Source organism: Sorangium sp. So ce296, assembly GCF_051529605.1.
Classification (GTDB): Bacteria; Myxococcota_A; Polyangia; order Polyangiales; family Polyangiaceae; genus Sorangium; species Sorangium cellulosum_D.
Genome location: NZ_CP150325.1, coordinates 14,570,767 through 14,594,951, shown reverse-complemented (window position 1 = coordinate 14,594,951; position 24,185 = coordinate 14,570,767). Strand labels below are relative to the sequence as shown.

The window sequence follows — 24,185 nt, the reverse complement described above, 5'->3', positions numbered from 1 at the left end:
AGAGATCAAGCACCATGTCGACCTCGCATGTGAGCCAGAGGAGCGCTTGCCTCACGCCGGTCACCGAGCAGCCCTCGAGGTTGCTCGAGACGGAGGGGCATCAGGTCGCCTCGCAGCGGGATCAAGCCGCCGCGGCGTTTCCCGAGGATCTTTGCATCCACCAGCTGTTCGAGGCGCAGGCGGCGCGGACACCGGACGCGGCGGCGGTGATCTCGGGCGACCGGCAGCTGACGTACCGGGAGCTCGACGCCCGGTCGAGCGAGCTCGCTCATCGCCTGCGCGAGATGGGCGTCGCCCCCGGCGTGCTCGTCGGCCTGTGCATGGAGCGCTCGCCCGAGATGCTCGTCGGGCTCCTGGGCGTGCTCAAGGCCGGCGGCGCCTACCTGCCGCTCGACCCGGCGTATCCCCAGGATCGTCTGGCCTTCATGCTCGACGACGCCGGGGCGCCCATCCTGCTCTCGCAGGCCAGCCTCGCCGGGCGCTTGCCGTCTGGCCGCGCTCGGCTGCTCTACGTCGACAGCGACTGGCAGGCCATGGCGAGCGGGCGTTCGATGGATCCCGCGTGCGCGGCGACACCCCTGGACCTGAGCTACGTGATCTACACGTCGGGCTCGACGGGGCAGCCCAAGGGCGTGGCGGTCACCCACCGCAACCTGGTGCACTCGACCACGGCGCGTTTGCTCGTTTACCCCGAGCCGGTCCGCCGCCTGCTCCTGGTCTCCTCGTTTGGCTTCGACATCTCGACCGCCCAGATCTTCTGGGCGCTGTGCTCGGGCGGCGTGCTCGTGCTCGCGCCCGACTCCTTCAGCAAGAACCCGGAAGGCGTGGCGGCGTTGATCGCTGCCCAGCGCGTCAGCCACCTGCTCTGCGTACCGTCGCTCTACGCCTTCGCCCTGGCGCAGCCAGGCGCGAGGGAAGCGCTCTCGTCGCTCACCACCGTCATCCTGGGTGGGGAGACCCTACCGCTCAACCTGGTCGCGGAGCACCTGGAGCGGGCGGCGCACGTGGCCCTGTTCAACGAGTACGGCCCGACCGAGGCCACCGTGTGGAGCAGCGTCTACCGGATCACAGAGGCGCCCGGCGCTGGCCGCAGCGTGCCGATCGGGCGCCCCATCCCCCGTACCGAGATCTACCTCCTGGACGAGCGGATGCAGCCGGTCCCCACAGGCGCGCCCGGGGAGCTCTACGTCGGCGGCGCCGGCATCGCGCGCGGCTACCTGCACCGGCCTGCGCTGAGCGCGCAGAAGTTCATCCCGGATCCCTTCTCTGCCGATCCTTCCGCGAGGCTGTACAAGACCGGCGACCTCGGGCGTCTCCTCCGGGACGGCAACATCGAATTCCTCGGGCGGCTCGACCACCAGGTCAAGATCCGCGGCTACCGGATCGAGCTCGGCGAGATCGAGTCCGTGCTCTGCTCCCACCCGGCGGTGGGGGCCTGCGCGGTGCTCGCCCGCGAGGACGTCCCCGGCGACAAGCGCCTCGTCGCCTACGTGGTCCGGAGCAAGGAGGCTGCCGCGCTCGACGCGCAGCGTGTGCAGGAGAGCGATCACGTCTCGGCCTGGCGCGCGAGCTCCGAGCAGGCCTATCTCCACGGGACGGACAGCGCGGACCCCCTGTTCCGCATCACGGGCTGGAACAGCAGCTACACGCAGCGGCCGATCCCCGAGGCAGAGATGCGCGAGTGGCGCGATCACACGCTGGGGCGAATCGCCGCGCTCCGGCCGGCCCGGGTCTGGGAGATCGGCTGCGGCTCCGGTCTGCTCCTGCTCCCGCTGGCGCCGCGGTGCGCGGAGTACCTGGGCACCGATTTCTCGGCGGCCGCGATCGGCGAGCTGCAGGCGGTCGTGGCGTCGCTCGGCCTCGGACACGTCCGGCTGGAGCGGAGGGAAGCCGCGGCGTTCAGCGGCATCCCCGAGGGCCACTTCGACGTGGTGATCCTCAACTCGGTGGTGCAGTGCTTCCCGAGCGCCGGCTACCTCCGCGAGGTGCTCGAGGGCGCGGCGCGCGCCGTCGCGCCCGGCGGCGCGATCTTCCTGGGAGACATTCGCAACCGGGACCTCCTGGAGGCATTTCATGTCTCGGTGCAGCGCCACCGCCATGGAGGCGAGCTGTCGGAGGCGGCCCTGCGCGAGGCGCGGCGGGCGATCGCGGAGGAGGAGGAGCTCCTCGTCGCGCCCGTGGCCCTGCGCTGGCTCTGCGCCCAGATCGACGGGCTGAGCCACGCGGAGGTCTACCTCAAGCGCGGCGAGGGCGACAACGAGATGAACCGTTATCGCTACGACGCGGTGCTGTACGTGGGCCAGGCCCCGCCGCCCGTGCAGATCGAGGCGCGCAAGGCGTGGCGCCCGGCGAGCGACACCGTGGAAGGCTTCGGGCAATGGCTCCTCGGAGAGAGGCCCGCCGCTGCGGAGCTCGTCGGGATCCCGAACGCGCGGGTGTACAGGGACGCGATCGAGAGCCAGCGCCTGTGGGGATCCGAGGACGTCCCTCCGGAGGCCGCGGAGCTGGAGACCGCGGTGGACCCGGAGTCGCTGTGGCGCCTCGGCGAGCGGCTGGGATACCGGGTCCACGTCCGGTGGTCCGAGGAGCGCGGTCCGGCGTACATGGACGTGCTCTGGGAGAGGGAGGACGGCAGCCTGCCGCTCCGGCGGTGGCCGAGCCGCGCCGAGCTCTCCGGGGTGCGCCTCGACGACCACGTGAGCAATCCGCTGCGCGGCGCGCAGGAGCGGGAGATGGTGTCCGCCCTCAGGGGCTTCCTCCAGCAGAAGGTGCCCGAGCACATGGTGCCCTCGGCCGTCGTCCTGCTGGATGCGTTGCCCTTGACCCCCAACGGCAAGGTGGATCGCAGCGCGCTGCCGGCGCCGACGCAGCAGCGCTCGCTCGATCACTACGTGGCGCCGCGCTCGCCGCTGGAGCAGACGCTGGCGGAGATCTTCGCGCGGGTGCTGCGCCTCGATCGCGTGGGCGTCCACGACGACTTCTTCGCCCTGGGTGGCCAGTCGCTGCTGGCCGCTCAGGTGGTCTCCCGCATCCGCGGCGCGCTCGGCATGGAGGTGCCGCTGCAAACCCTGTTCGAAGCGCCCTCGGTCGAGGCGCTCGGCCAGGCCCTCTCCGCCTCGCAGGCGGCCCTGCCGCTGCACCTCGCAGACCCGATCGCGCGCGTCTCGCGAGAGGCCCCGCTGCAGCCGTCGTTCGCCCAGCAGTGGATGTGGTTCCTGGACAGGATGGCCCCTGGCCGCTCCGTCTACAACATCGCCGTCGCCCTGCGGCTGCGCGGCGCGCTGAACGTCTCGGCCTTGCGGCGGGCGCTCGGCGAGATCGTCCGCCGCCACGAGGCGCTTCGCACCACCTTCGAGGGCCGCGGAGACACCGTGGTCCAGGTGGTGCACGCCGCGCCGGAGCCCTGGCCGCTGCCGATCCTGGAGGTGACGGGAGGCTCGGAGCCCGCCGTGGACGGGGACGCGGAGCTGCTCCGGCAGCTGCAGGTCGAGACGGAGAAGCCCTTCGAACCGGAGCGGGGACCGCTCTTCCGGACCGCGCTGTTGCGTTGCCACGAGACGCACCATGTCCTGCTGCTCTCGATGCATCACATCGTCTATGACGGCTGGTCGACGAGGGTGGTGTCCCGCGAGCTCTCGGCCCTGTACAGCGCCTTCTGCGCCGAGCAGCCGTCCCCGCTCCCGGAGCTCCAGGTGCAGGTGGCCGACGTGGCCGCATGGCAGCGGGGCTATCTCCCGGGCGAGCGGCTCGAGCGGGAGCTGTCGTACTGGAAGCGGCAGCTCGCGGGCTGCGCCCCGCTGGAGCTCCCCCTCGACCATCCCCGCCCGCCCGTGTTCACGTTCCGCGGGAGCAGCGTGAGCCTGACGCTCCGGCCCGAGCTCGCCTCCAGGCTCCAGCGCGTGACGCAGCAGCAAGGGGCCACGCTGTTCATGACGCTGCTGGCGGCGTTTCAGGTCCTGCTCTCCCGTTACAGCGGGCAGGAGGAGGTCTGCACGGGCACGCCGATCGCGAACCGGACACGCGCGGAGATGGAGCCGCTCATCGGCCTGTTCCTCAACACCCTCCCGCTGCGGACGCAGCTCGGAGGGAACCCGACGTTCGCGGAGGTGCTCGGGCGCGTGCGGCGCGTGTGCCTGGAGGCCTATGCCCACCCCAACGTGCCCTTCGACCGGCTGGTGGAGGAGCTCGGCGTCCGGCGGGACATGAGCCGGAACCCGGTCTACCAGACGATGTTCACCCTGCAGAACAGGGCGGGGGAGGAGATGGCGCTGCCGGGCCTGGAGGTGTCGTCCCTGGAGGTGCCGAGCGACGCGACGCAGTTCGATCTGTCGCTGCGGTTCGTGGAGCAGGAGGACGGGAGCCTGCTCGGCGCGATAGAGTACGCGAGCGACCTGTTCGACAGGGGGACAGCGGAGCGGCTGAGCGGCCACTACGCGAGGCTGCTGGAGGGGATCGTCGAGAACCCCCACCGCGGCATCGAGGAGCTGCCGCTCCTGACCGAGGCGGAGCGGCAGCAGATCGTCGTGGCGTGGAACCAGACGCAGGCGCCCCGTCCCGAGGACCTTTGCATCCACCAGCTCTTCGAGGCGCAGGCGGCGCGGACGCCGGACGTGGTGGCGGTGATCTCGGGCGACCGGCAGTTGACGTACCGGGAGCTCGACGCCCGGTCGAGCCGGCTCGCCCACCGCCTGCGCGAGATGGGCGTCGCCCCCGGCGTGCTCGTCGGCCTGTGCATGGAGCGCTCGCCCGAGATGCTCATCGGGCTCCTGGGCGTGCTCAAGGCCGGCGGCGCCTACCTGCCGCTCGACCCGGCGTATCCCCAGGACCGCCTGGCCTTCATGCTCGACGACGCCGAGGCCCAGCTCCTGCTCTCGCAGGCCAGCCTCGCCGGGCGCCTGCCGTCGTGCCGCGCCCGGCTGCTCCTCGTCGACGCCGGCCAGGAAGCCGCGGACAGCGCGCATGAGCTCGATCCTGCGTGCGCGGCGACACCCCTGGATCTGAGCTACGTCATCTACACGTCGGGCTCGACGGGGCAGCCCAAGGGCGTCGCGGTCACCCACCGCAACCTGGTGCACTCGACCTCGGCCCGCCTGCGCGTTTACCCCGAGCCCGTCGGCCGCCTGCTGCTGGTCTCCTCGCTCGGCTTCGACATCTCCACCGCCCAGATCTTCTGGACGTTGTGCTCGGGCGGCGCGCTCGTGCTCGCGCCCGACGCCTTCAGCAGCGATCCAGAGGGCTTGACCTCGCTGATCGCGGCCCAGCGCGTCAGCCACCTGCTCTGCGTGCCGTCGCTCTACGCCTTTGCCCTGGCGCAGCCCGGCGCGAGCGAGGCGCTCTCGTCGCTCACCACGGTGGTCCTCGGCGGCGAGGCCATCCCGTGGAGCCTCGTCGCCGCGCATCGGGAGCGGGCACCTGGCGCTGCGCTCTTCAACGAGTACGGGCCCACCGAAGCGACCGTCTGGAGCAGCGTCCACCGCGTCACCGCGGCCGACAGCCCTGGCCGCAGCGTCCCGATCGGGCGCCCCATCCCGGGCGCCGAGCTCTACCTCCTGGACCGCCACCTCCAGCCCGTCCCGGTGGGCGTGCCCGGGGAGCTCCACATCGGCGGCGCCGGCGTCGCGCGCGGTTATCTGCGTCGACCCGAGCTGAGCGCGCAGAAGTTCATCCCGAGCCCCTTCTCCGCCGACCCCTCCGCGAGGCTGTACAGGAGCGGCGATCTCGGGCGCTTCCTCCCGGACGGCAACATCGAGTTCCTCGGGCGGCTCGACCATCAGGTCAAGATCCGCGGCTACCGGGTCGAGCTCGGCGAGATCGAGGCCGCGCTGAGGAACCACCCCGCGGTGCGCGACGCGGCGGTGGCGGCGCGGGAGGACGCTCCCGGCGACAGGCGCCTCGTCGCCTACGTCGTCCGCGCGGACAGCGCGTGCTCCGCGGGCGCGCTGCGGGACCACCTGCGCGCGACGCTGCCCGACTACATGCTGCCCTCTGCCTTCGTGTGGCTCGAGGCGCTGCCGCTCACCCCGAACGGCAAGGTCGATCACAAAGCCCTGCCCGAACCGGAGGGCACGGGCGAGGCCGGCGGCGCTTCCCACGAGCCGCCTCGGACCGACGTGGAGCGGGTGCTGGCGGACGTATGGGCCAAGGTGCTGCGGCTCGCAGCCGTCGGGATCCGCGACAACTTCTTCTTGCTCGGAGGCGATTCCATCCTCGCGCTTCAGGTGGTCGGGCGGTGCAAGCGCGAGGGGCTTCACTTCACCGTGAGGGACCTGTTCGAGCACCAGACCGTCGCTGGTCTCGCCCGGGCGGCGCGCCGATCGAGCGCGGTCGAGGTGGAGCAAGGGCAGGTCGTGGGCGACGTGCCCTTGACCCCGATCCAGCGCTGGTTCCTCGACGCCGAGCCCGCCGAGCCCCACCATTTCAATCAGGCGATGCTCTGGACGGTGGCGGCGCCGCTGTCGCCGGAGATCGTGGCGCCGGCGCTCGCCGCCGTCATGCGGCAGCACGACGCGCTGCGGCTGCGTTACACGCGGTCGGAGGCCGGGTGGGCGCAGCGGCACGCAGCGGAGGGGGAGCTCCCGCTCGAGAGGGTGGACCTGTCGCGGGTCGGGGCGCAGGGGCGAGCCGCCGCGGTGGAGGCGGCGGCCAGCGCGCTCCAGGAGGGGCTGTCGCTCGAGGCCGGGCCGCTCGCGCGCGCGGCGTGGCTCGACCTGGGCGAGGCGGGAGCGCGGCTCTTGTTGGTCATTCACCACCTCGTGGTGGACGGCGTGTCGTGGCGCGTGCTGCACGAGGACCTCGAGCACGCGGCCCTTCAGCTGCTGTCGGGGGAGCCGCCGCAGCTCGGCGCCAAGACGACCTCGTTTCGCGAGTGGTCCGAGCGCCTCCACGGGTGGGCGGAGCGCGGCGGGCTGTCCGACCAGCTCGGCTACTGGCAAACGCAGTGTCGCCGTCCCGTGGCCGGGCTGCCCGTCGACCGCGAGGCCTCGCTCGGGACGATCGGCCAGAGCCGGACGATCGAGGTGCAGCTCTCGACGTCGGAGACGACAGCGCTGCTCCGGGACGTGGGCGCGGCGTACCGCACGGAGGTCAACGACGTCCTGCTCTCGGCGCTCACCGAGGTGCTGAGCGCGTGGTGTGGTGTCGATGCCGTCTGCGTGGAGCTCGAGGGGCACGGCCGAGAGCAGCTCGTCGACGGCCTCGACGTCTCACGCACCGTCGGCTGGTTCACCTCCCTCTTTCCGGTCTGGTTGCAGGCGCCGGCGGACACGGCGCCCTCGTCGCTGCTCACGTCGGTCAAGGAGCAGCTCCGGTCGGTGCCGCTGCGCGGGGCCGGTTACGGTTGGCTCCGGCACCTGCACCCCGACACGTCCGTGCGGGCGTCGCTCTCCGTGCGGGCGCCGGTGCTGTTCAACTACCTGGGGCAGCTCGACATGGCAGCGTCGGGGCAATCGCTGCTCTCGCCGGCGCTCGAGCCCATCGGTCCCGGGGAGAGCCCGAGGAACAGGCTGCGCCATGCCCTGTCCATCAACGGCGGCGTCTCTCAGGGGCGCTTGCAGCTCGGCCTGACCTACAGCCCTGCAGTCCATGACGCCTCGACGGTGGAGCGGCTCGCGGAGCAGCTCATGTCGTCGTTGCGACGGCTCATCGCCCATTGCGCCTCCGACGGCCGCAGGCCGTCGAGCATGCCCGAGCGGGCGAGCGACCAGGAGCGGCGCCCGCCGCGCTCCTGCGTGGCTCCGATCGTCAGCGGCTCGCAGCCAGGCGCGATCGTGCTCATCCCTGCCGTGGGCGGCTATGTCTCTGCGCACATGATACGGCTGGCGCACGGGATGGGCGGGCGGCGCCCCGTCCTGGGTGCGACCACGCCGCCGCACGCAGGGGCCGGGAGGATGCCAGAGACCCTGGAGGCGCTGTGCGGGCGGTACGCCGAGGAGATCCTGACCCAGGTTCCCGCCGGCCCGTTCTCTCTGGTGGGTTACTGCTATGGTGGCTTCTCGGCCCTGGAGGTGGCGCTCTACCTTGAAGGCGCTGGACGCGACGTCGAGCGGGTGATCCTGCTGGAGGCGCCGGCCCCCTGGCTGGTGAAGCCGACGCCGGGCCCCTTCGACAGGAGCGCGGCGCTACGCCGGATCGCCGGCCTCTGGGGGATCAAGGTGGATCCCGCGGCGCTCGTGGGGCTGTCCGAGGAGCAAGCGATCCGACGGGTCGTCGCGTCCATCACGTCGTCGGAGCTCGCGAGCGGCGACGCGGAGTGGACCTTGCGCGCCATCCTGGACAGCCAGGATGGGCATATCACGATGCTCGACCGGTGGAAGCCGCGGATGCCGAAGGCTCCGGTCCACCTGCTGCGCGCGTCGGAGCCGCCCGAGGACATGCCCCCGGACTACGGGTGGGGCGCCTACACCGCGCTCGCGGGCGTGCACTGCGTTCCTGGAGACCACTTCGCCATCGTGCGGCCCCCTCACGTCGAGAACACGACCCGCACCCTGCTGGAGCTGCTCGCCCACCCGGGAGGGGCCTAGCTCCGCGTCAGGAATCTCGTTGAGGAGATCGCCGTCGAGCGCGCAAGGCTGGGCGCCGTGGAGCCTGAGCTTCACGGCGCCCAGCCGCGCGCCGTACACGCCCGCCATCGAGGATCGGGCCGTCGCGGGAGGCGCCTCGGCGGTTCAGGGCGGCGCGGTCACAGGGGCGGGAAGGGCAGCGGATCGCGCGGCGTACCCTCGATGTCCCCTGCATCCAGGCGCTGCTTCGACATCTCCGCGTGCAGCTCCTTCGCCTTCGCGAGGAGGGCGGGATCCTTGCGGAAGTCCGGGATCGGCGTCTCCTTCAAGGCTCCCTTCGCCGTGTCGTGCGGCTCGAGCTTGCTGAATACATAGTCGTACCCGTCCTTCGCTCCCCCATCGACGATCTCGGACAGCCTCCGTATCCAGCTCAGCTTGTAGGTGCCGTCGGTGATCGACGCGAACTTGGGCGTGACCCTGTCATCCGTCTTGGGGTACTGCTGGCCGAAGTTGTACTTCCGCGGCGTGACGCTGGTGCTCTGCAGGTACGGCTTCAGGCTGTTCGAGTCCTCGGCCCAGGGAGCCTCCACGCCTGCGATGTCGGTGAACGTCTTGTAGATGTCCACGATATGAACGAGGTCCTTGCAGACTCCATGCACCGCGGCCTTGTCGCCGGCGCCGCTGAGGTAGCACGGCCTGCACCCGAGCAACGCCCCGCCGTCGGCGATGATCATCGGCACGTGAACCGCCCCGATGTACGGCGAGTTCTTGTCATCGCCCTTGTCCTTGTCGAGGAGCTGGGCTCTGTTGTCCGGGTTCGTGTCCTGCGTGCCGTTGTCTGTCACGAAGACGATGACGGCGTTCCTCAGCTGCTCCCTGATCTCCGGCTCCTCGGAGCTCAGGAGCTTGCCGATGTAGAAGTCCATCGACTCGACCATCGCGATGAACATCTCATGGACCGTCGGGTTCGCCGGATCCTTGAACTCGATGGTATAGGACTCCGCGGGCGGGACGTGGTAGGGATCATGGGGCGTCGCGAGCGTCAACGCCACGCACCAGGGGGCTCCGAGCATCTGTCCGATCCAGCTCTTGGCCGCGTAGACCTGGTCTCGAGTGGCATACATGTGCGTGCGCTCGGTGGGGGGGCGAGCGAATAGCCTGACGCCCGTGGGCCTGTCCTCGAAGCTCTTCTTCCAGACATAATAGCGTATATCCGGCTGCTTCTCGCCGATGTCGGGGGCGACCGCGCGGAGGTACTCCGCGCACCTCGACTTCACCAGGGCGTTCTCCGCCATGCGCTCGCTCGTTTCGGACGCGGTCAGCGGCGCGGTGTAGCCCGCCGGCTTCGTTTCGAGGGTGCTGAGCGTCATGGATCGGAACTCCGTCTGCTCCCTGGAGTAGCCATAGTGCAGGTTGGAGACAGGGCGAAAGCCGCCCTCGAAGAATCCCTCGAAGCGATCCCAGCCCCAGTCCAGCGGGGTCCTCTTTTCCGAGATGCTGGCGACCTCCGTCCGCGTCAACCCTCTGTGGAAGATCTGAAGATCTTTGATCTGTCCGGCAAAGAACAACGCGAAGCCGCCGCGGCACCCCAGATACAGCGGCGAGCTGTTCTCGGTGTTGCCGGTGGTCGTATCGGGAGCGCTCCCCTCGAGCTTTCCGTCGATGTACAGGGAGAGCGTGCCCTTGCCGTTCTCGGTGCGGCGGACAAAGGCGACGTGGTGAAATTTACTATCATTGATCAAGGTCGTCGACATGACGCCGGGGTTGTTCATCCCGTCGTATCGGGCTGCCACGACCTTGCCCGAATCGGCCCCTTGGCTGAGGTAGCGAATCACGAAAGGATAAGGCCCGTTCTGATCCCATTTTTCAATGATGTCAGACTCTCCTGCGCCTTGCACCGGCTCCGCGCGTATCCAGACCGCGACGGTGCTTGCTGCGCGCGGCGGAGCCGCCCGAGGAGATGCCCTCGGATTACGGGTGGGGGGCCCACACCGCGCTCGCGGGCGTGCATACCGTCCCCGGCGACCACTTCGCCATCGTCCGGCCCCCGCACATCGAGAACACGACGCGCCTCCTCACACAGCTGCTCAGCCCCGCTGCGGGGGCGCGGCCGCGAGCCGCAGCGGCGGGCGCCCGGCTCGACTCCGGCAACGCTCGTTCATGAGCGCCGGGTGACTCTGCCCGCCTCCGCTGCGGGACGTGATCTGCCCGTATCCCGTCGATTCGCCCGGCTCTCGCCCGGCGGCGCGCCGCCGGCGCCGCGCCGGAAACCGCGGCGCTGACGTCGATCCGCGCGGCGCCGGCGGCCGCGCCGGCCGGCAGCGGAGCTCTGCCCCGCGCCGCGGCGCCGCGCTCCGCACCGCCTTTATCGGCATCCGAGCGCGAACTTTCATGGGTCCTGCCAATTACCCTCGGGGCGCGATCTGTAAAACGCTCCTCGTCGAGCCTGCCGTGACGAACGGCGTGCTCGAACCAGGGCCCTGCGGATAAGCGCAGCTGGGCAGGGCACGGAAGCAGTCACTCTCGACGTCCGGCGACGATCCGAGCCGCAGACCCGTCACCCGCGCACACAGGTCCTCCAGCGGCACGAGCGCCGCGGAGCCGGCGTGCCCGAGGCGCGAGGCGCGCCCGAGCTCTACGTGCTCGCTCGAAGTTGCCTGCCGGGCGTCGATAGCCATCACGCACAGCGAGGCAGGAGAACACGACACATGGCAGACACCACGAAAGCATATCGCCCGATCGGCGACGAGACGCTGACGCTCGACGGCAAGACGCAGCACCGGGCGATCGCCAACTCCGACGAGGTCAACTTCGGGCAGGCTCAGGACTTCACCGTCGCCGTCTGGGTGTGCCCCGCGCCGGAGCAGCCGAACCAGCAGGCCAATGAAGCGGACATCGTCGAGAAGTGGTCGGGTACCGGGGGCTACCCCTTCGTGATCCGCTATCTCACCGGGGAGGCCAATCGCGGCAAGATCTCCGCGGCGCGCTACGACGGGCAAAACAACCCGAACGTCCGGTCGACGACCGTGCTCGACGACCGCAGGTTCCACCACGTCGCCTTCGTCCGCAGGACGAAGGACGGCAAGGGCGTGCTCGAGCTGTACGTCGACGGCACCCTCGAGGACAGCGCCCCCGACACGACCACCGGGAAGACCAAGAACGACTCCCCGCTGTACCTGGGGTGCCGGGGGTTGGCGGAAGGCGCCGGGAAGCTCTACTTCGCGGGGAAGATCAGAGACCTCAGGATCTACGGCGAGGCGCTGTCGCGGGCCGAGATCGTCGGACTCGCGAGCGCGACGGGCACGCCGAACATCCTGCTGATCGTCGCCGACGATCTCGGCGCCGACGCGGTCCGCATCGACCACGAGACCGGCAAGGTCACCGTCCAGATCGTCGGGCCGGACGGCAAGACAGCCGGGCCCAAGCGGCTCGAGAACCTGGAGAAGCTGCTCAAGCACGGGCTGCACTTTTCCCGCGCCTGGGCGCAGCCCGTGTGCTCGGCGACCCGCGGCAGCCTCTTCACAGGGCTGCAGCCCTGGAGGACCGGGGTGGGCTACCCGAATCCGGGCGGCAAGAACACCCTCGACGAGAAACCCAAGTCCGGCGCCAAGGTCCGCAGCCTGGCGCAGGTCCTGAAGCAAGCGAGCTACCGCTGCGGCATGTTCGGCAAGTGGCACCTCGGGCAGCTGGCCCCGGACGATGAGAGACCCGAGGCGAAGCCTGCGGAGAAGCACAGCCCCAAGAAGACCCCGTGGGACTGGGGCTGGGAGCGGTTCGCGGGGATCCTCGACGGGGGCTTCCGCGCCGTCGGCCCCAGGTATGGATACTCGCAGGGGCGCATGCAGCTCAGCGATCTCACGATGAAAGCGCCCCCCCAAGACAGGGCCACGGTGGAACCCGATGTCGATAAGACCAAGTTCGCGAACAAGCGCAAGGATGTGGGGGCGGCGACCAGGACGTACCTCGAGAAGGTCAACCCCGGCTTCGTGGAGAAGCAGCCCGACGTCCAGTACTACATCTGGGAGAAGTGCTACGAGGACGACCCCTCGGGCAAGCTGCGCTACGATCGTCCTGCCACCGACCGCACCCACATGTACGCGACGCTGGACCAGGTCGAGTCCGCGAAGAACTGGCTCAAGCAGGTGCTCGGCTCGCCTTGGTGCGCCGCGCTGACGCTCACGATACCTCATGACCCCTTCCACGTCCCGCCGAAGGAGTCGTACACCATCGAGTTCGCCAACCCCGAGGCGCCGACCATCCAGGAGATGTTCGTGGCCATGGTCGAGTCGATGGACTTCTACATCGGCAGGTTCCTGAACTCGACGGAGCCGGAGATCCGGGAGCAGCTCAAGAACACCGTGATCGTGTTCGTCGGGGACAACGGCACGCAGGACATCGATCCGGATCGGGGCGAAGCGCTGCTCGACGCGGACAACGAGGACAAGGCCACGCCGCACATCGGCGCCGTGCACGTGCCGATGATGATCGTCGACGGAGGGTCGATGTTCGCGGGAAAGCCGTGCTACCTCAGCAGCGCCGCGATCGGCGGCACCACGAGCGATCTCGTCCACGTCATCGACCTCTTCAAGACCTGCGCCGCCATCGCCGGGACGAGCGCCCCCGAGGGGCTCGACTCGATCAGCCTGAAGCATTACCTGAAGGGCGGAAGCGGCGATAAGCGAGAGTTCACCTTCAGTCAGCAGTTCGGCTACCACAAGTACGGACCGGGGGGGCAGAGGACGACCGACAAGTTCGCGCTCGTCAGCGACGGTAAACACATGCTCAGCTGCGCCCGGTCGAAGTTCGTCGACGCAGACGAGTCCAAGGACGAGTATGAGTACGCGCTCTACGAGCTCGTGCCGCACCAGAATATCGTCGGCGCCCTCAGAGAGAAGGAGATCAAGCACTTCGCCGACGATCCGGCCTCCCGCGCGGTGGCCAAGAAGCTCTTCGAGGAGATGAAGAAGCACCGCCTGGATGGCGGGAGAAAAGAAGCGGACGTCACCTTGGACCCGGGCCCCGCGCGAGACCCGCTGCCGTTCCCGCCGCTGAAGCTGGAATCTAGCTGGGAGTCGCTCGGCGGCGACCTGAGCTCGACGCCCGCCGTCTCCTCGTGGGCATCCGGCCGGCTCGACGTCTTCGTGCGTGGAAAAGACAACACGCTCTTTCACAAGTACTTCGATGATGCCTGGAGCACCTGGGAGTCGCTCGGCGGCGCCTTGACGTCCGGCCCCGCGGCCGTATCCTGGGGTAACCGCCGCATCGATGTCTTCGCGCGCGGCCAGGACAACGAGCTCGTGCACAAGTATTTCGATGGAACCTGGCACCCCTGGGAGTCGCTCGGTGGTGCTTTGACCTCGAAGCCCGCCGTGTGCTCATGGGCATCCGGCCGGCTCGACGTCTTCGCCCGTGGCCAGGACAACGAGCTCTTGCACAAGTACTTCAACGGGACCTGGAGCGGCTGGGAGTCGCTCGGCGGCGTCTTGTCGTCCGCGCCTGCGGCCGTGTCCTGGGGTGAGCGCCGTATCGATGTCGTCGCGCATGGCCAGAACGGCGCGCTCTTGCACAAGTACTTCAATGGGGCGTGGAGCGACTGGGAGTCGCTCGGCCTCGTCCCGTCGACCGGGGAGCCCGCCGTAGCCTCGTGGGCAGCCCGCCGGCTCGATGTCTTCGCGCGCGGCAAGGACGACACGCTCATGTACAAATACTTCGATGGAACCTGGAGCGGCTGGGAGTCGCTCGGCGGGGGCATGACGTCCGGCCCTGGGGCCGTGTCCTGGGGCGACCGCCGCATCGATGTCTTCGCCCGTGGCCCGGAGGGCGCGCTCTTGCACAAATGGTACAAAGGGTCGTGGCTGCCCTGACCGGCCGGGCGCGGCCAGGACGGTGATTAAAACGTCACCTTCGCGGTCAACCGGAAGGAGCGCGGCGGCTGGTACGCGACAGGCTTGCCGAAGTTCGGGTTCCTGCCGTTCGGGCCGAGCGGTCGGCCGTCGGCGGTGCGAAGGCTGGCGAGATCCTTCGGGGAGCCTCCGATCAGCGGCACGACGGTCGCCTGCGTGTACCGCTCGTCCGTGGCGGTCACCGCCTGGAAGTTGAACACGTTGAACGCGTCGACCGACACGAGGAGCGCGCTCTCCCTGGCCAGCTTCACGCCCACCGCGACGTGGGCGTCGACGTCGTGCACCCAGGGGAGCCGCTCGCCGCTCCCTCGCGGCAGGATGTAGATGCTGTCGAGCCCATAGAACGGATGAGCTCCGAAATAGGACGTCGGCCCGCCCGAGCGGGCGCGGTAGGACGCGCCCAGATTGAGGACCAGGCCGTTCGCGAACAGGATATCCTTGGCGCCGAAGAGCTTGATCTGGTGGGTGCGATCGCCCGGCAGCGGCCCTTGCAGGTTGGGCACGAGGGAGACCAGATCGAAATCCGGGTTGACGTTGGGATCGAGCTGCCCCGTCTCCGGCTTGAAGAGGCCGGCCCAGTTGCCGCGCAGGTAGGAGATCGTGTAGCTCCCCTGCGCGAGCCAGGTGTCGGCGAACATCTTCTGCGCGTAGAGGGTGACCGCGTCGTAGTCACGGACGGCCTTCGGGATGTCCTTGGCGACGCCGGAGCCGGGATTGCCGATGAAGAACGTCCTTGCGTCATCGCGGCTCATGTCCTCGATCACCTGGTTCTGGTAGCGCTTCGTGTACTGGGCCCCGAGCACGAGCCTGGGCAGGATCTCGTACTCGCCGCCGACGACGATCTCGTCCGAGGACTGCGGCTCGAGGTCGGGATCGACCATCGCCTTCTCGCCGACGGTCGCGGTCCACGTCGCGTTGGGATTGTAGGGCGCGCCGCCCGCCGGGCGGCGCCCCTCCGGGCCGCACGGCCTCGGGGCGAGGGGATCCGTGAAATCGCACGCGGCCGTGGGGTAGCGCGACTGGAGCCGTCGCTCGCCCGGGAGCCTGCGGTCGATGGCGTCGAGCGGGACGCTCTCGTAGAAGCGGGCGTAATTGGCGAAGAGCTTGGCCCGGCCAGCCTGCGTGGGATCGTAGATGACGCCCACGCGCGGCGACCACTGGTTGGGGAGGCTCAGGGCCATCTGTCCGTCATCTCCGTAGAGGAGCTGCGCGTCATAGCGCAGGCCCGCGTTCAAGGTGACGCGGTCCATGATGCTCCAGCTGTCCTGCACGAACGCGCCGGCGTTGAGCGACGTCGACGTCGCGCTGAACGCAGGGAGAATCACCGCGTCGTCCGGGCCGCGCAGGAAGCCGAACCGGAAATCGGTGAGCTGCCTCCCGTTCCCGGTCTCGGAGTAACGCGCGGTCCCCGAGAAGCCCCGGCTGTTCTCGTAGCGCAGCAACTCGACGTCGACGCCGGCCTTGATCAGGTGCTGGCCGAGCCCAGCGAAGATGCTCGTGAGCACGCTCTTGCCCTGGACGCGATCGAGGCCCGCCTCGTTGAGCAGGCCCGGGCCCCCGCTGTAGTAGACGGGCACAGGGCAACGCGTGGCGCCCGGGCGGCCGCCGGAGCGGCACACCGCCGTGGCCTCGGAGCGCTCGAAGTCGCCGATCGCGTAGGGGCCGGGATCGGTCCGCCGCCACAGCACCGTCGGGACGTCGGACAGGCCCTCTCCGCTCGCGAGCCGCGAGCCGTCGGCGCCGCGGGTCGCGTGCTCCTCGTGGTGCCACCCGAGCGTCGTGTCGAGCAGCAGCGTCTTGTTCTTGAACGCGGACGACCACTTCAGTGCGACGTCGGTGGCGCTCGCGACGTAGTTATGGGCGAGGGCGCTGAAGCTCCCGTTGATGAGCCCGTTGCTCTGGGGGGTGTTGAGCTCCACCCGGCCATCCCTCCCTCGGATCCCGAAGGTGCCATCCCCGCCCGACGTCGTGGGGGTGCCGTAGATCGACAGGGTGATGGTGTTGTCCTGGTCGAGGAGGTATGTCAGCTTGCCGATGTAGCTGATGCTGCGCTGGGTGGCATCGTAGAACCGCTGCGTGCCCGGGATCACGTCGGTCTGCGCCAAACCGTCCTCGATCACGGGCATCCCGTCTCGCTCGCGAAACATGTTGAGGTTCCGCTCGAGGCGGTAGCGCGTGAACGAGGCCACCACGCCGGTGTAGAACCAGAGCTTGTCGCTCAGGATCGGGCCGCCCACCTCGGCGCCATAGCTCTGGATGGAGGAGAGCGTCGTCGCGGTGCTGATCGTGTTCCCCTCGTGCTTGACCGGCGTGTGCGGCGCCTCGAGGAGGCCGGGCGTGGTGCTGAAGAAGAACGAACCGTGAAACTCGTTGGATCCCGTCTTGGTCGCGACGTCGAGGTAGCCTCCGGTCGCGCGGCCGTACTCCGGCATGTAGCCGCCGGTGATCACGTTGACCTCTTTCACGAAGTCGAGCGCGAGCGGGGTGCCCAGCACGCCGAAGGCCGGGCTGTTCACCGAGAGGCCGTCGATCACGTACTGGTTCTCGGGCGAGGTGGTACCGCTGATGGACGCGCCGAACTGATCCGCCTGGACGCCGGGCGCCACCTCGGCCAGCGACTCGAAGGATCGCGTCGCGGCCCCCTTGCCGCTCGTGGGGTTGATGGGCAGGCGGCTCACGAAATCCGAGTTGACGTGGGCCCCGGTCGCGCTCGATCCGATATCGACCGTGGGCGCGCCGGCGATGACGACGATCTCCTCCGACTGGATCGCCTCCGGGAGCAGCTCGCTGTCCACGCGCAGGGTGGTGGCGATGCGGACCTCGATGCCGGTGCGGCTCAGCGGCCTGTACGCCTCTTTCTCGAGCCGGAGCGCGTAGACGCCCGGCGGCAGGTTAGGGATGCGGAACCGGCCGGCGCTGTCGGTGACGACCACCTGCTCCTGCTGGAGGGCAGGGGACGTCGCCGTGACGACCACGTCCTCGGCCGGGCGCTTCGTCGCCGTATCCGTGACCGTGCCGGTGAGGACGCCCTCGCCCGCGGCGAGCGCTGGGGCGGTGACGAGCGTGCCGGCGATGGCGAAGATCTGGGTCTGCCACGCACGTCGCCTTGTCATGTGTTCTCTTTCATCTGCGAGGACTGTTCCGGGTCTCGATGAGGCCCACGCCGAGGGCGGAACCGTTGTGTGATGGCACACGCCTACCACGCTCCTCGTGCGCCCATCAAGCACTCGTCCAGCGATCCGCGCGCATTCCCCTCGTTTCGTCCTCACCGTAGCCGCCCGACGGGCGTCATCGTGCGCCGCCGCGGTCCCGGCCTCGTCGGCGCGCCGGGCGGCCCCCCGGCAGGCGTGGGTCGACGAGGGGCAGCCATTGCTTTGCGGGGCGCTGCCCGGTCGACATGCTCGGCAGCAAAAAGCTCGATGGCGAGCCCTGGCTCACTGGCTAGAGCGACAAGCGGGTTGAAACCGCTCGAAAGAGCAGAAGCTCGAACCGCCGAGGCGCCAGAGAGGCCAAGATCTCGTCCTCTTCTTGCCGTTCTTGGCGTCCTCGTCGGTTCGTTCCTCGGTCGACAAACGTGAACGGTGCTTTAGCACGTCGGCGATTGTGGATGAAGACAGCGGAGCTTCGTGGCGCGGTACACATACCAACCCACCGTACGCGTCAGGTCGTTGTCGCCGACGCGTATATCGAAGACCACCTTCTTCGAATCGTCGTGCTTCACCTCGATGATGCGCGCCCAGTGCTTGCAAGTGTTATTGTTGTCGGACGGCTCCCCGGGGCTGCCGGTCTCGCCCGGCGGCTTGATGGATTCGTCTGGAACCTTGCAGATGCCTCCGAAGTCGATCAGGATGTTGCCTGTCTGCGGCATCTCCAGAGCGCCGCCCACGGCGGACGAGTACAGGTTCGTATTGACCTCGTCCCCTGGCACGAGCGGGTGCTCGTACTCCCAGACCATCTGCACACCGCCGTTCTGGACGGCGTACTCTGCCACTCGGCTGTTGTTGTCGCGGGCGGGGAGCGGGGGGTCCGGCGCTATGGCCTCGAGGTTGTGGTTGTCCATCATCATCACCGTGCGGGCCTTCGTCATGGTCACCCTGTGCGCGTAGTACGGCCAGAAGCGCGCGGTGGCCCCCGCGGGCGGATCGAGCAGATAGGGCGTTAGCTCCGGCGACCAGTAATTGTGATTGCCGAGCAGCCAGTCCAGCGCGCCCGTGCTGCGGTTGAAGCTCGCGATCGCGCCGAGGTGACGCAGCGAGAGCAAGAAGCTGTCCGTGCGCTCGTCATACCAAAATGTGTTGAAATGGCCCCAGTCGTAGCAGGTCCCCGCGCCGGTCGCCCGATCGACCCCGTCGGCGCCGCAGTCGAGCTCGTTCCCCCCCACGTCAGGACCGTAGACATCCGCCCAGAAGATGTTTCTCAACGACTTGTACCCTACCCGTTTGTGGTCCACGGGGGGGCTCATCACGATATGGTCGGAGTCCGCATCGGTGACCGACCAGCGATGTACGACCTTGCCCGTGTCGGGCTCGAACTCCGCGAGCGTAGGGTTCACGAAATTCGCCGGAGCGAGCGTCTGGTCCACGTTCGTCTCCTCGGTCGGATAGTCTTCGACGTGCTGTAGCTCGGTGCTCATCGTCACGAAGTTGCCGTTCGGCATGACGCGCACGTCGTGGTGGAAGGTGTCCACGTCGACCTTGATGGCCTCGGAGGACGGGTCGCCGTAGCTGGGGGCCTTTCGCGACACCCACGTGCGCACCGTCTGTCCGAGCATGTCCACCTCGAGCATCGAGGCGTGATGCTCCGGCGCGGACTGAATGAGCAAGTTGCCGTTGCTCAGACGCAGCACCTCGGTGGCCGCAGGCGCCTCGTAGAACCAGACGACGTCTCCGTTGTTGTCGACGATGGTCACGTATCCGACGGGCATGGTGTCGTTCTCAACGGTCGTCGAGGCCGGCGTGAACAGCACGAACCCCTGCTCGGCTTCTGAGCTCCCTGTGACGATCTTCTCGATGGGCGGGAACAGCTCCGGCGGGGAGATTGGCGGGATGGATCCGCTGCCCGCCTCCGTGCGATTGCCGGCCTGGTCCGTCACGGTCACCGACACGGTGTACGGGGTATCGAACGTCAACCCCAGCACCGGAATAACGTGGGAGTTGGCATATGAGTCGATCTTCAGCTCTGTCGGCTTTACTCCGTCGTCGATCGTGATGGTCACCTGCGTCGGTTCGTCGGTCGCCACAGTCAGCTTACGTGCCAGGGGCGCCGGCACGGCGTGGAGCTCTGGGCCTGTGATCACGGCCGGAGGAGTAGTATCCCGACCGACCGGCGCTGGTCCCTCGCGTGTCCCGCAGCCTGCCCAGAGGACGGCCGAGCACGCCGCGAGCGAGCACGACAAGAGCCAGCCCTCCGTGGGGGCGCGGAGGGGTAGGTAGGGTGCAGTCTTCCTCATCGCCTTGTGCCTCGCCCTGTACGCGCCCACCTCGAATCCGGGGCTCCTGCCGCCGCTCGAGCGTGATCTTCGTGGCTGGATGCCGCTCCTCCCCGCGCAACCGAGCCGAGCTGATCTCATATCGATCCGATCTGGTCTCATGAGAGCCGCCTCCTGAGGTCCGCGCGGGACGCGCCGCACCTTCCACCCTGGCGATGCGAGGCGTCCGTTGGACAGCCGTCCCCAGAGATCGTGGGAAGGCGCTTCTTCGCCTACGAACGCTCTCGGCGGAACGGGCTATGAGCGCATTTCAGGATACCATGAGTAAAAAGACTGTCAAACGACGCAATTGCGATGAGCTCGTTCGAGCGAGGAGCTCGGCTCTGAGCGCAGCGTGATCCTGCCAGCGCCCGGCGAGGGCACGAGGTAGGACGTCCGCGCGCTCACGTCCGTTATGTCGCGTGCGTATTCTCGCCGCATTGCCTCGTTTTGGCCTGTTTTCGGTCGGGGAGAGCTCCCCCGGCGCCGCGCCGGGAAGGCAGGCAGATCCCGCCGATCCACGCGGCGCTCGCGGTCGCGCCGTCCGCGCGCGGAGCTCCGCGGCGCAGGTCCATCGTGATCTGCGCCGCATCGTCCAGAACCCGCGCGTGGTTTTTGATGGGTTTCGCCAATCAACTTCGGGTCGCGATCGATAAAACAACCCATGCCAGGCCCACCGCGACCGACGGAACACTGCAACCCTAACGCCGCGGGCGACCGCTGCTGGGCCGGCCATCGCTTTGCTCTTCTTTGCTCTTCCTCTTCCGCCCCTGTGAGGAGAGCAGCGTGAAGGCCCACAGGGCGAGCGGCCGCCCAACTTCGACATGCAGCGCATGCCCCTCGCACGGGCTCAGATGGCTCACGGCCTCCAACCATAGGGACCTCAGCTGATGGCAAAACCGAACATTCTGATCATCCTTGCGGACGACCTCGGTGTCGACGTGCTTCGCATCAACGCTGGCGTGAAGACCGTGGCTGCCCAAGTCAACGCCAAGAACGGCGTCGCCGGTCCGGTCACGCTGCCGACCCTCAGCCGCCTCCTTGCGGCCGGCGTGCACTTCCAGAACGCCTGGGCTCACCCGGTGTGTACGCCGACGCGGGGGAGCTTGTGGACCGGTCTGCAGCCGTGGAAGACCAGGCTGGGCTATCCGACCGGCGGCGACGACAACCTCGGGTCTCAGGCGGTCACGGGCCAGAACATACAAACGCTCGCGCAGTCGATGGTCGGCTACAAGTGCGCGATGTTCGGCAAGTGGGACCTCGGCACCCAAAGGACGCCGGTCGAGTGGGGGTGGCATACATTCGCGGGGATCTTCCGCGGCGGAGTGCGACCCGATGGAATCACGCAGTACGGCTTCCCCAGCCAGCCTCCGCGAGTCAACTTCGCGCGGCTCAAGGGCGCCACGGGTAGCACCAAGCCGGACAAGTGTGGCGCCGCCGCCAAGGCGCTCGCGGCCAAGTACGATGCGACGTTCCTGAACAACAACCCCGACCTGCGTAACTACATTTGGGAGAAGGACACGGTCGGGGCCAACGGAAAGGCGAATCCTCCGCTCGGCCCGGCAGATCGTAAACACATCTACATCACCGAGGATCAGGTCGAAGACGCCAAGCGGTGGATCCTCGCGAATCAAGGGCCGTGGTGCGTCGCGCTCAACCTCGTCGCGCCGCACGATCCCTGGCACGTGCCGCCGCCGCACACCTTCAAAGCTACGACGATCAAGGACCCCGCCAAGCCCACCATCCAGGAGATGCTGGTCGCGATGGTCGAGTCGATCGACTACTACATCAACGATCTGCTGACCGCGATCTGGAGCCAGCTCGCCAATACCGTCGTGATCTTCGTCTGCGACAACGGCACACAGGACTTCGATCCCGACGATCGGCTCGTCAGCATCGACGACGAGCTCGGCGACGACAAGGCCACGTCGTCGATCGGGGGCGTCCACGTGCCGATGATCGTCGCCGATGGCGGCCTGCTGACGGGCGGGGCGCCCTGCTACGTGAAGACGGCGCCGCGCTCGATCCGCTCGCCCGTGCACATCATCGACGTCTACAACACCGCCGTCGACATCGCTGGACTGCAGCCGAGCCCGCTCCTGGATTCGATCAGCTTCGTCCCGCACCTCGACGAGAGCGTGCGCAAGCCGACGCGCACCCACAACTTCAGCCAGCTCTACCTCAAGCCCGGCCCTGGCGTCAATGCGCCGCGGATCGGCGCGTCGGTCAGCGACACCGAGAGCCAGTACAAGCTCACCTGCGATTTGCTGGTGAACGCCAGCGGGGTCCCCGTGGATCGGTCTTCGCAACCCACGACGGCTTTGGTGCTCGACTACAAGTTTTCGTGCCTCGTCCCCGATCCGGCCATCCCGGGGTCGTTGAAGGAAAAACAGATCAACGCGCTCGCGCCAAACTCCGACGGGTCCTTCACGGTCACCGATCTGGCGTATCAGGACAAGCTCATCGAGCTCTATACCGTGCTGGCCCGCGAGCGTCCGTACGATGATCCCAAGAGCGGCTTCCCCGTCATCAAGAGGTCGTCGTTCGTGTTTCCTCCGGCGTTGCTCGATACGCCCGTCTTGATCGAGAACGTGGAGAGCAAGCGCTATCTGTTCTCGGACGGACCGGCGCTCTCGCGCGATCGCGGAGCGGAGGGCGGGTGGGGGCCGAGCCCCAACGTCGTTGGCGCCGACGCCAACTATTACAACCGGGCGCTCTGGATCATTCGCAGGTCGGGTGAATGTTACCTGATCGAGAGCCTCGAGACCAAGCGGTACCTGTTCTCCACTGGCCAGCCGTTGACAGGCGCGCGCGGGGCGGAAGGCGGGTGGCTGGCGTCGTCCGGCTTCGAGAGCCCCAAGCTCGTCGGCGCCGACGCCAACTACTATAACATGGCGCTCTGGGTGTTTCAGCCGCAGGGGGACGCGTTCCTGATCGCGAACTATCAGACCAAGCGCTACGCGTTCTCCGACGGGCCGGCGCTCTCCGGCGCTCGCGGGGGGGAAGGCGGGTGGCTGGCGTCGTCCGGCTTCGAGAGCCCCAAGGTCGTCGGCTCGGACGCCAACTACTACAATCGAGCCCTGTGGCTGATCAAGCGGCCCTAAAGACTGTCGAGCAGGCCACCGCGCGTACGGCCATCGCGCGGCCCATGGAGGGCCGTCTGGCCGGCGCGCGGTGCCGGCGCCGGTACCCGCACCGCAGCGCCGGGCACACATCGGCGGGGAGGAGAACATGGCGAGCTGGACAGCCGTCAAAGACTGCTTCGAGAAGGACCGTCAGCAATCCCTCTACGTGCAGATCGATCCTGCGCGGATCGTGGGCCGGACGCTCGATCCCACGCCCGCCAGGGCGGGGGTGCACTATTTCCGCCTCTGGCTCGCCGACATGCAGCTGTCGAGGGAAATCGCCTGGATGAGGGAGCAGATCCCCGCCGTCCACAGCGTGGTCCAGCTCGATTTCGGCGGGAGGCCTGGGCTCGTGATCCCTGGCATCGCCGACGCGAGCACGCTCCGGGCCGAGGAGGGGGCGACGAACATCGTCAGCCGCAACCGCCTGCTCACGCCCACGTTGCCCTTTCACGGCGGCGCCGTCTCGATGCAGGCTGGCCTCCTCGCTCTCCCCGGGAAGGACTACCTCGGCGGGTTCCTGAAGACCCTGAGCGCCTTCTCCGCGCTGCTCGCCGAGCCGCAGCTCTCTGCGGCCCTGGCGCTCGCCGCGCCGCTCGGGGCGGGCATTCAGGAGCTCCTCTCCGGCGGCGCGGGCGGCCGCCTGCACCTCGGCGTCATCGGGTCCTATGCTGGGAGCGACCTCCGTTCAACCTATATGGCCGCGATCCGGGCCACGGCCGGACAGCTCCGCCCGGACAGCCTGTGGGTCGTGGACGATCAGCTGCACGTGGGCTCCGCGAAGGGCCGCGCCCCGCTCACCGGCTTCGATCACATGCTCCTCCGCCTGGAGCTCCTCACCGAGCGTGACGACTGGGATCAGCTGAGGTCCATCGCCGAGCCGTACGCGGAGATGCTCGATGCGCTGGCCGAGGGGAACAAGGCCAGGGCCGAGTCCTGCCTGCGGCAGGCGATCGTGGTGGCGCTCAAGGCGCCGGAGCTGACGCAGGCGGATCGGCGCCGCATCGCCGAGGCGCTCAAGCAGCGCTATGCCGAGTCGCAGAGCGCGCTGCTGCTCCCGACCTTCAGCGAGGCGGAAGGCTGCGACCTGGGCGCGCTCCTGCGCGCCGCTCCGCCAGCGGAGGAGGTGGCCCGGGAAGGGGCGCTGAGCCTGGAGGAGGCGCTCTCCGGGATCTGAGGGCGAGGGGCGGGC

General features: G+C 68.6%; 8 protein-coding genes. 5 read left to right on the top strand and 3 right to left on the bottom strand.

The window, feature by feature from the left end:
* The first annotated feature begins 14 nt into the window (after positions 1 to 14).
* Positions 15 to 8,519 (top strand): amino acid adenylation domain-containing protein, encoded by an 8,505-nt coding sequence (locus WME98_RS53830; protein ID WP_437949299.1) that lies wholly within the window; start codon positions 15 to 17, stop codon positions 8,517 to 8,519.
* A 158-nt stretch (positions 8,520 to 8,677) separates the two neighbouring features.
* Here the strand turns inward: WME98_RS53830 and WME98_RS53825 are convergent, their stop codons facing one another.
* Positions 8,678 to 10,396 carry a LamG-like jellyroll fold domain-containing protein gene (locus WME98_RS53825; protein ID WP_437949298.1) on the bottom strand — a complete coding sequence of 573 codons (1,719 nt, stop codon included), beginning with the start codon at positions 10,394 to 10,396 and terminating at the stop codon, positions 8,678 to 8,680.
* A gap of 62 nt (positions 10,397 to 10,458) precedes the next feature.
* On the opposite strand from WME98_RS53825, the gene WME98_RS53820 reads away from it, so the two are divergent.
* A complete protein-coding gene (locus tag WME98_RS53820; RefSeq protein WP_437949297.1) occupies positions 10,459 to 10,662 on the top strand; it encodes a hypothetical protein in 204 nt (67 codons plus the stop codon).
* Positions 10,663 to 11,206: 544 nt separating this feature from the next.
* Complete coding sequence (locus WME98_RS53815) at positions 11,207 to 14,362, top strand: LamG-like jellyroll fold domain-containing protein (protein ID WP_437949296.1); 3,156 nt, start codon at positions 11,207 to 11,209, stop codon at positions 14,360 to 14,362.
* A 26-nt stretch (positions 14,363 to 14,388) separates the two neighbouring features.
* On the opposite strand, the gene WME98_RS53810 is transcribed toward WME98_RS53815, so the two are convergent.
* Positions 14,389 to 17,514, bottom strand: coding sequence for a TonB-dependent receptor (locus WME98_RS53810; protein ID WP_437949295.1), 3,126 nt, complete (start codon positions 17,512 to 17,514; stop codon positions 14,389 to 14,391).
* Positions 17,515 to 17,987: 473 nt separating this feature from the next.
* The gene (locus WME98_RS53805; RefSeq protein WP_437949294.1) at positions 17,988 to 19,850 is read right to left on the bottom strand and encodes an aryl-sulfate sulfotransferase; all 1,863 of its coding nucleotides are present in this window, start codon (positions 19,848 to 19,850) and stop codon (positions 17,988 to 17,990) included.
* Between the two features lie 908 nt (positions 19,851 to 20,758).
* On the opposite strand from WME98_RS53805, the gene WME98_RS53800 reads away from it, so the two are divergent.
* Both WME98_RS53800 and WME98_RS53795 read left to right on the top strand, forming a co-directional pair.
* A complete protein-coding gene (locus WME98_RS53800; protein WP_437949293.1) occupies positions 20,759 to 22,972 on the top strand; it encodes a sulfatase-like hydrolase/transferase in 2,214 nt (737 codons plus the stop codon).
* A 127-nt stretch (positions 22,973 to 23,099) separates the two neighbouring features.
* Positions 23,100 to 24,170, top strand: a complete 1,071-nt coding sequence (locus tag WME98_RS53795; protein WP_437949292.1) for a hypothetical protein — start codon at positions 23,100 to 23,102, stop codon at positions 24,168 to 24,170.
* The last annotated feature ends 15 nt before the right edge of the window (positions 24,171 to 24,185 follow it).

Excerpts from the sequence above, each read along its gene's own strand:
- WME98_RS53830 (WP_437949299.1), top strand. The coding sequence starts at position 15 with ATGTCGACCTCGCATGTGAGCCAGAGGAGCGCTTGCCTCACGCCGGTC.
- WME98_RS53820 (WP_437949297.1), top strand. The coding sequence starts at position 10,459 with ATGCCCTCGGATTACGGGTGGGGGGCCCACACCGCGCTCGCGGGCGTG.
- WME98_RS53815 (WP_437949296.1), top strand. The coding sequence starts at position 11,207 with ATGGCAGACACCACGAAAGCATATCGCCCGATCGGCGACGAGACGCTG.
- WME98_RS53810 (WP_437949295.1), bottom strand. The coding sequence starts at position 17,514 with ATGACAAGGCGACGTGCGTGGCAGACCCAGATCTTCGCCATCGCCGGC.
- WME98_RS53805 (WP_437949294.1), bottom strand. The coding sequence starts at position 19,850 with ATGAGGAAGACTGCACCCTACCTACCCCTCCGCGCCCCCACGGAGGGC.
- WME98_RS53800 (WP_437949293.1), top strand. The coding sequence starts at position 20,759 with ATGGCAAAACCGAACATTCTGATCATCCTTGCGGACGACCTCGGTGTC.
- WME98_RS53795 (WP_437949292.1), top strand. The coding sequence starts at position 23,100 with ATGGCGAGCTGGACAGCCGTCAAAGACTGCTTCGAGAAGGACCGTCAG.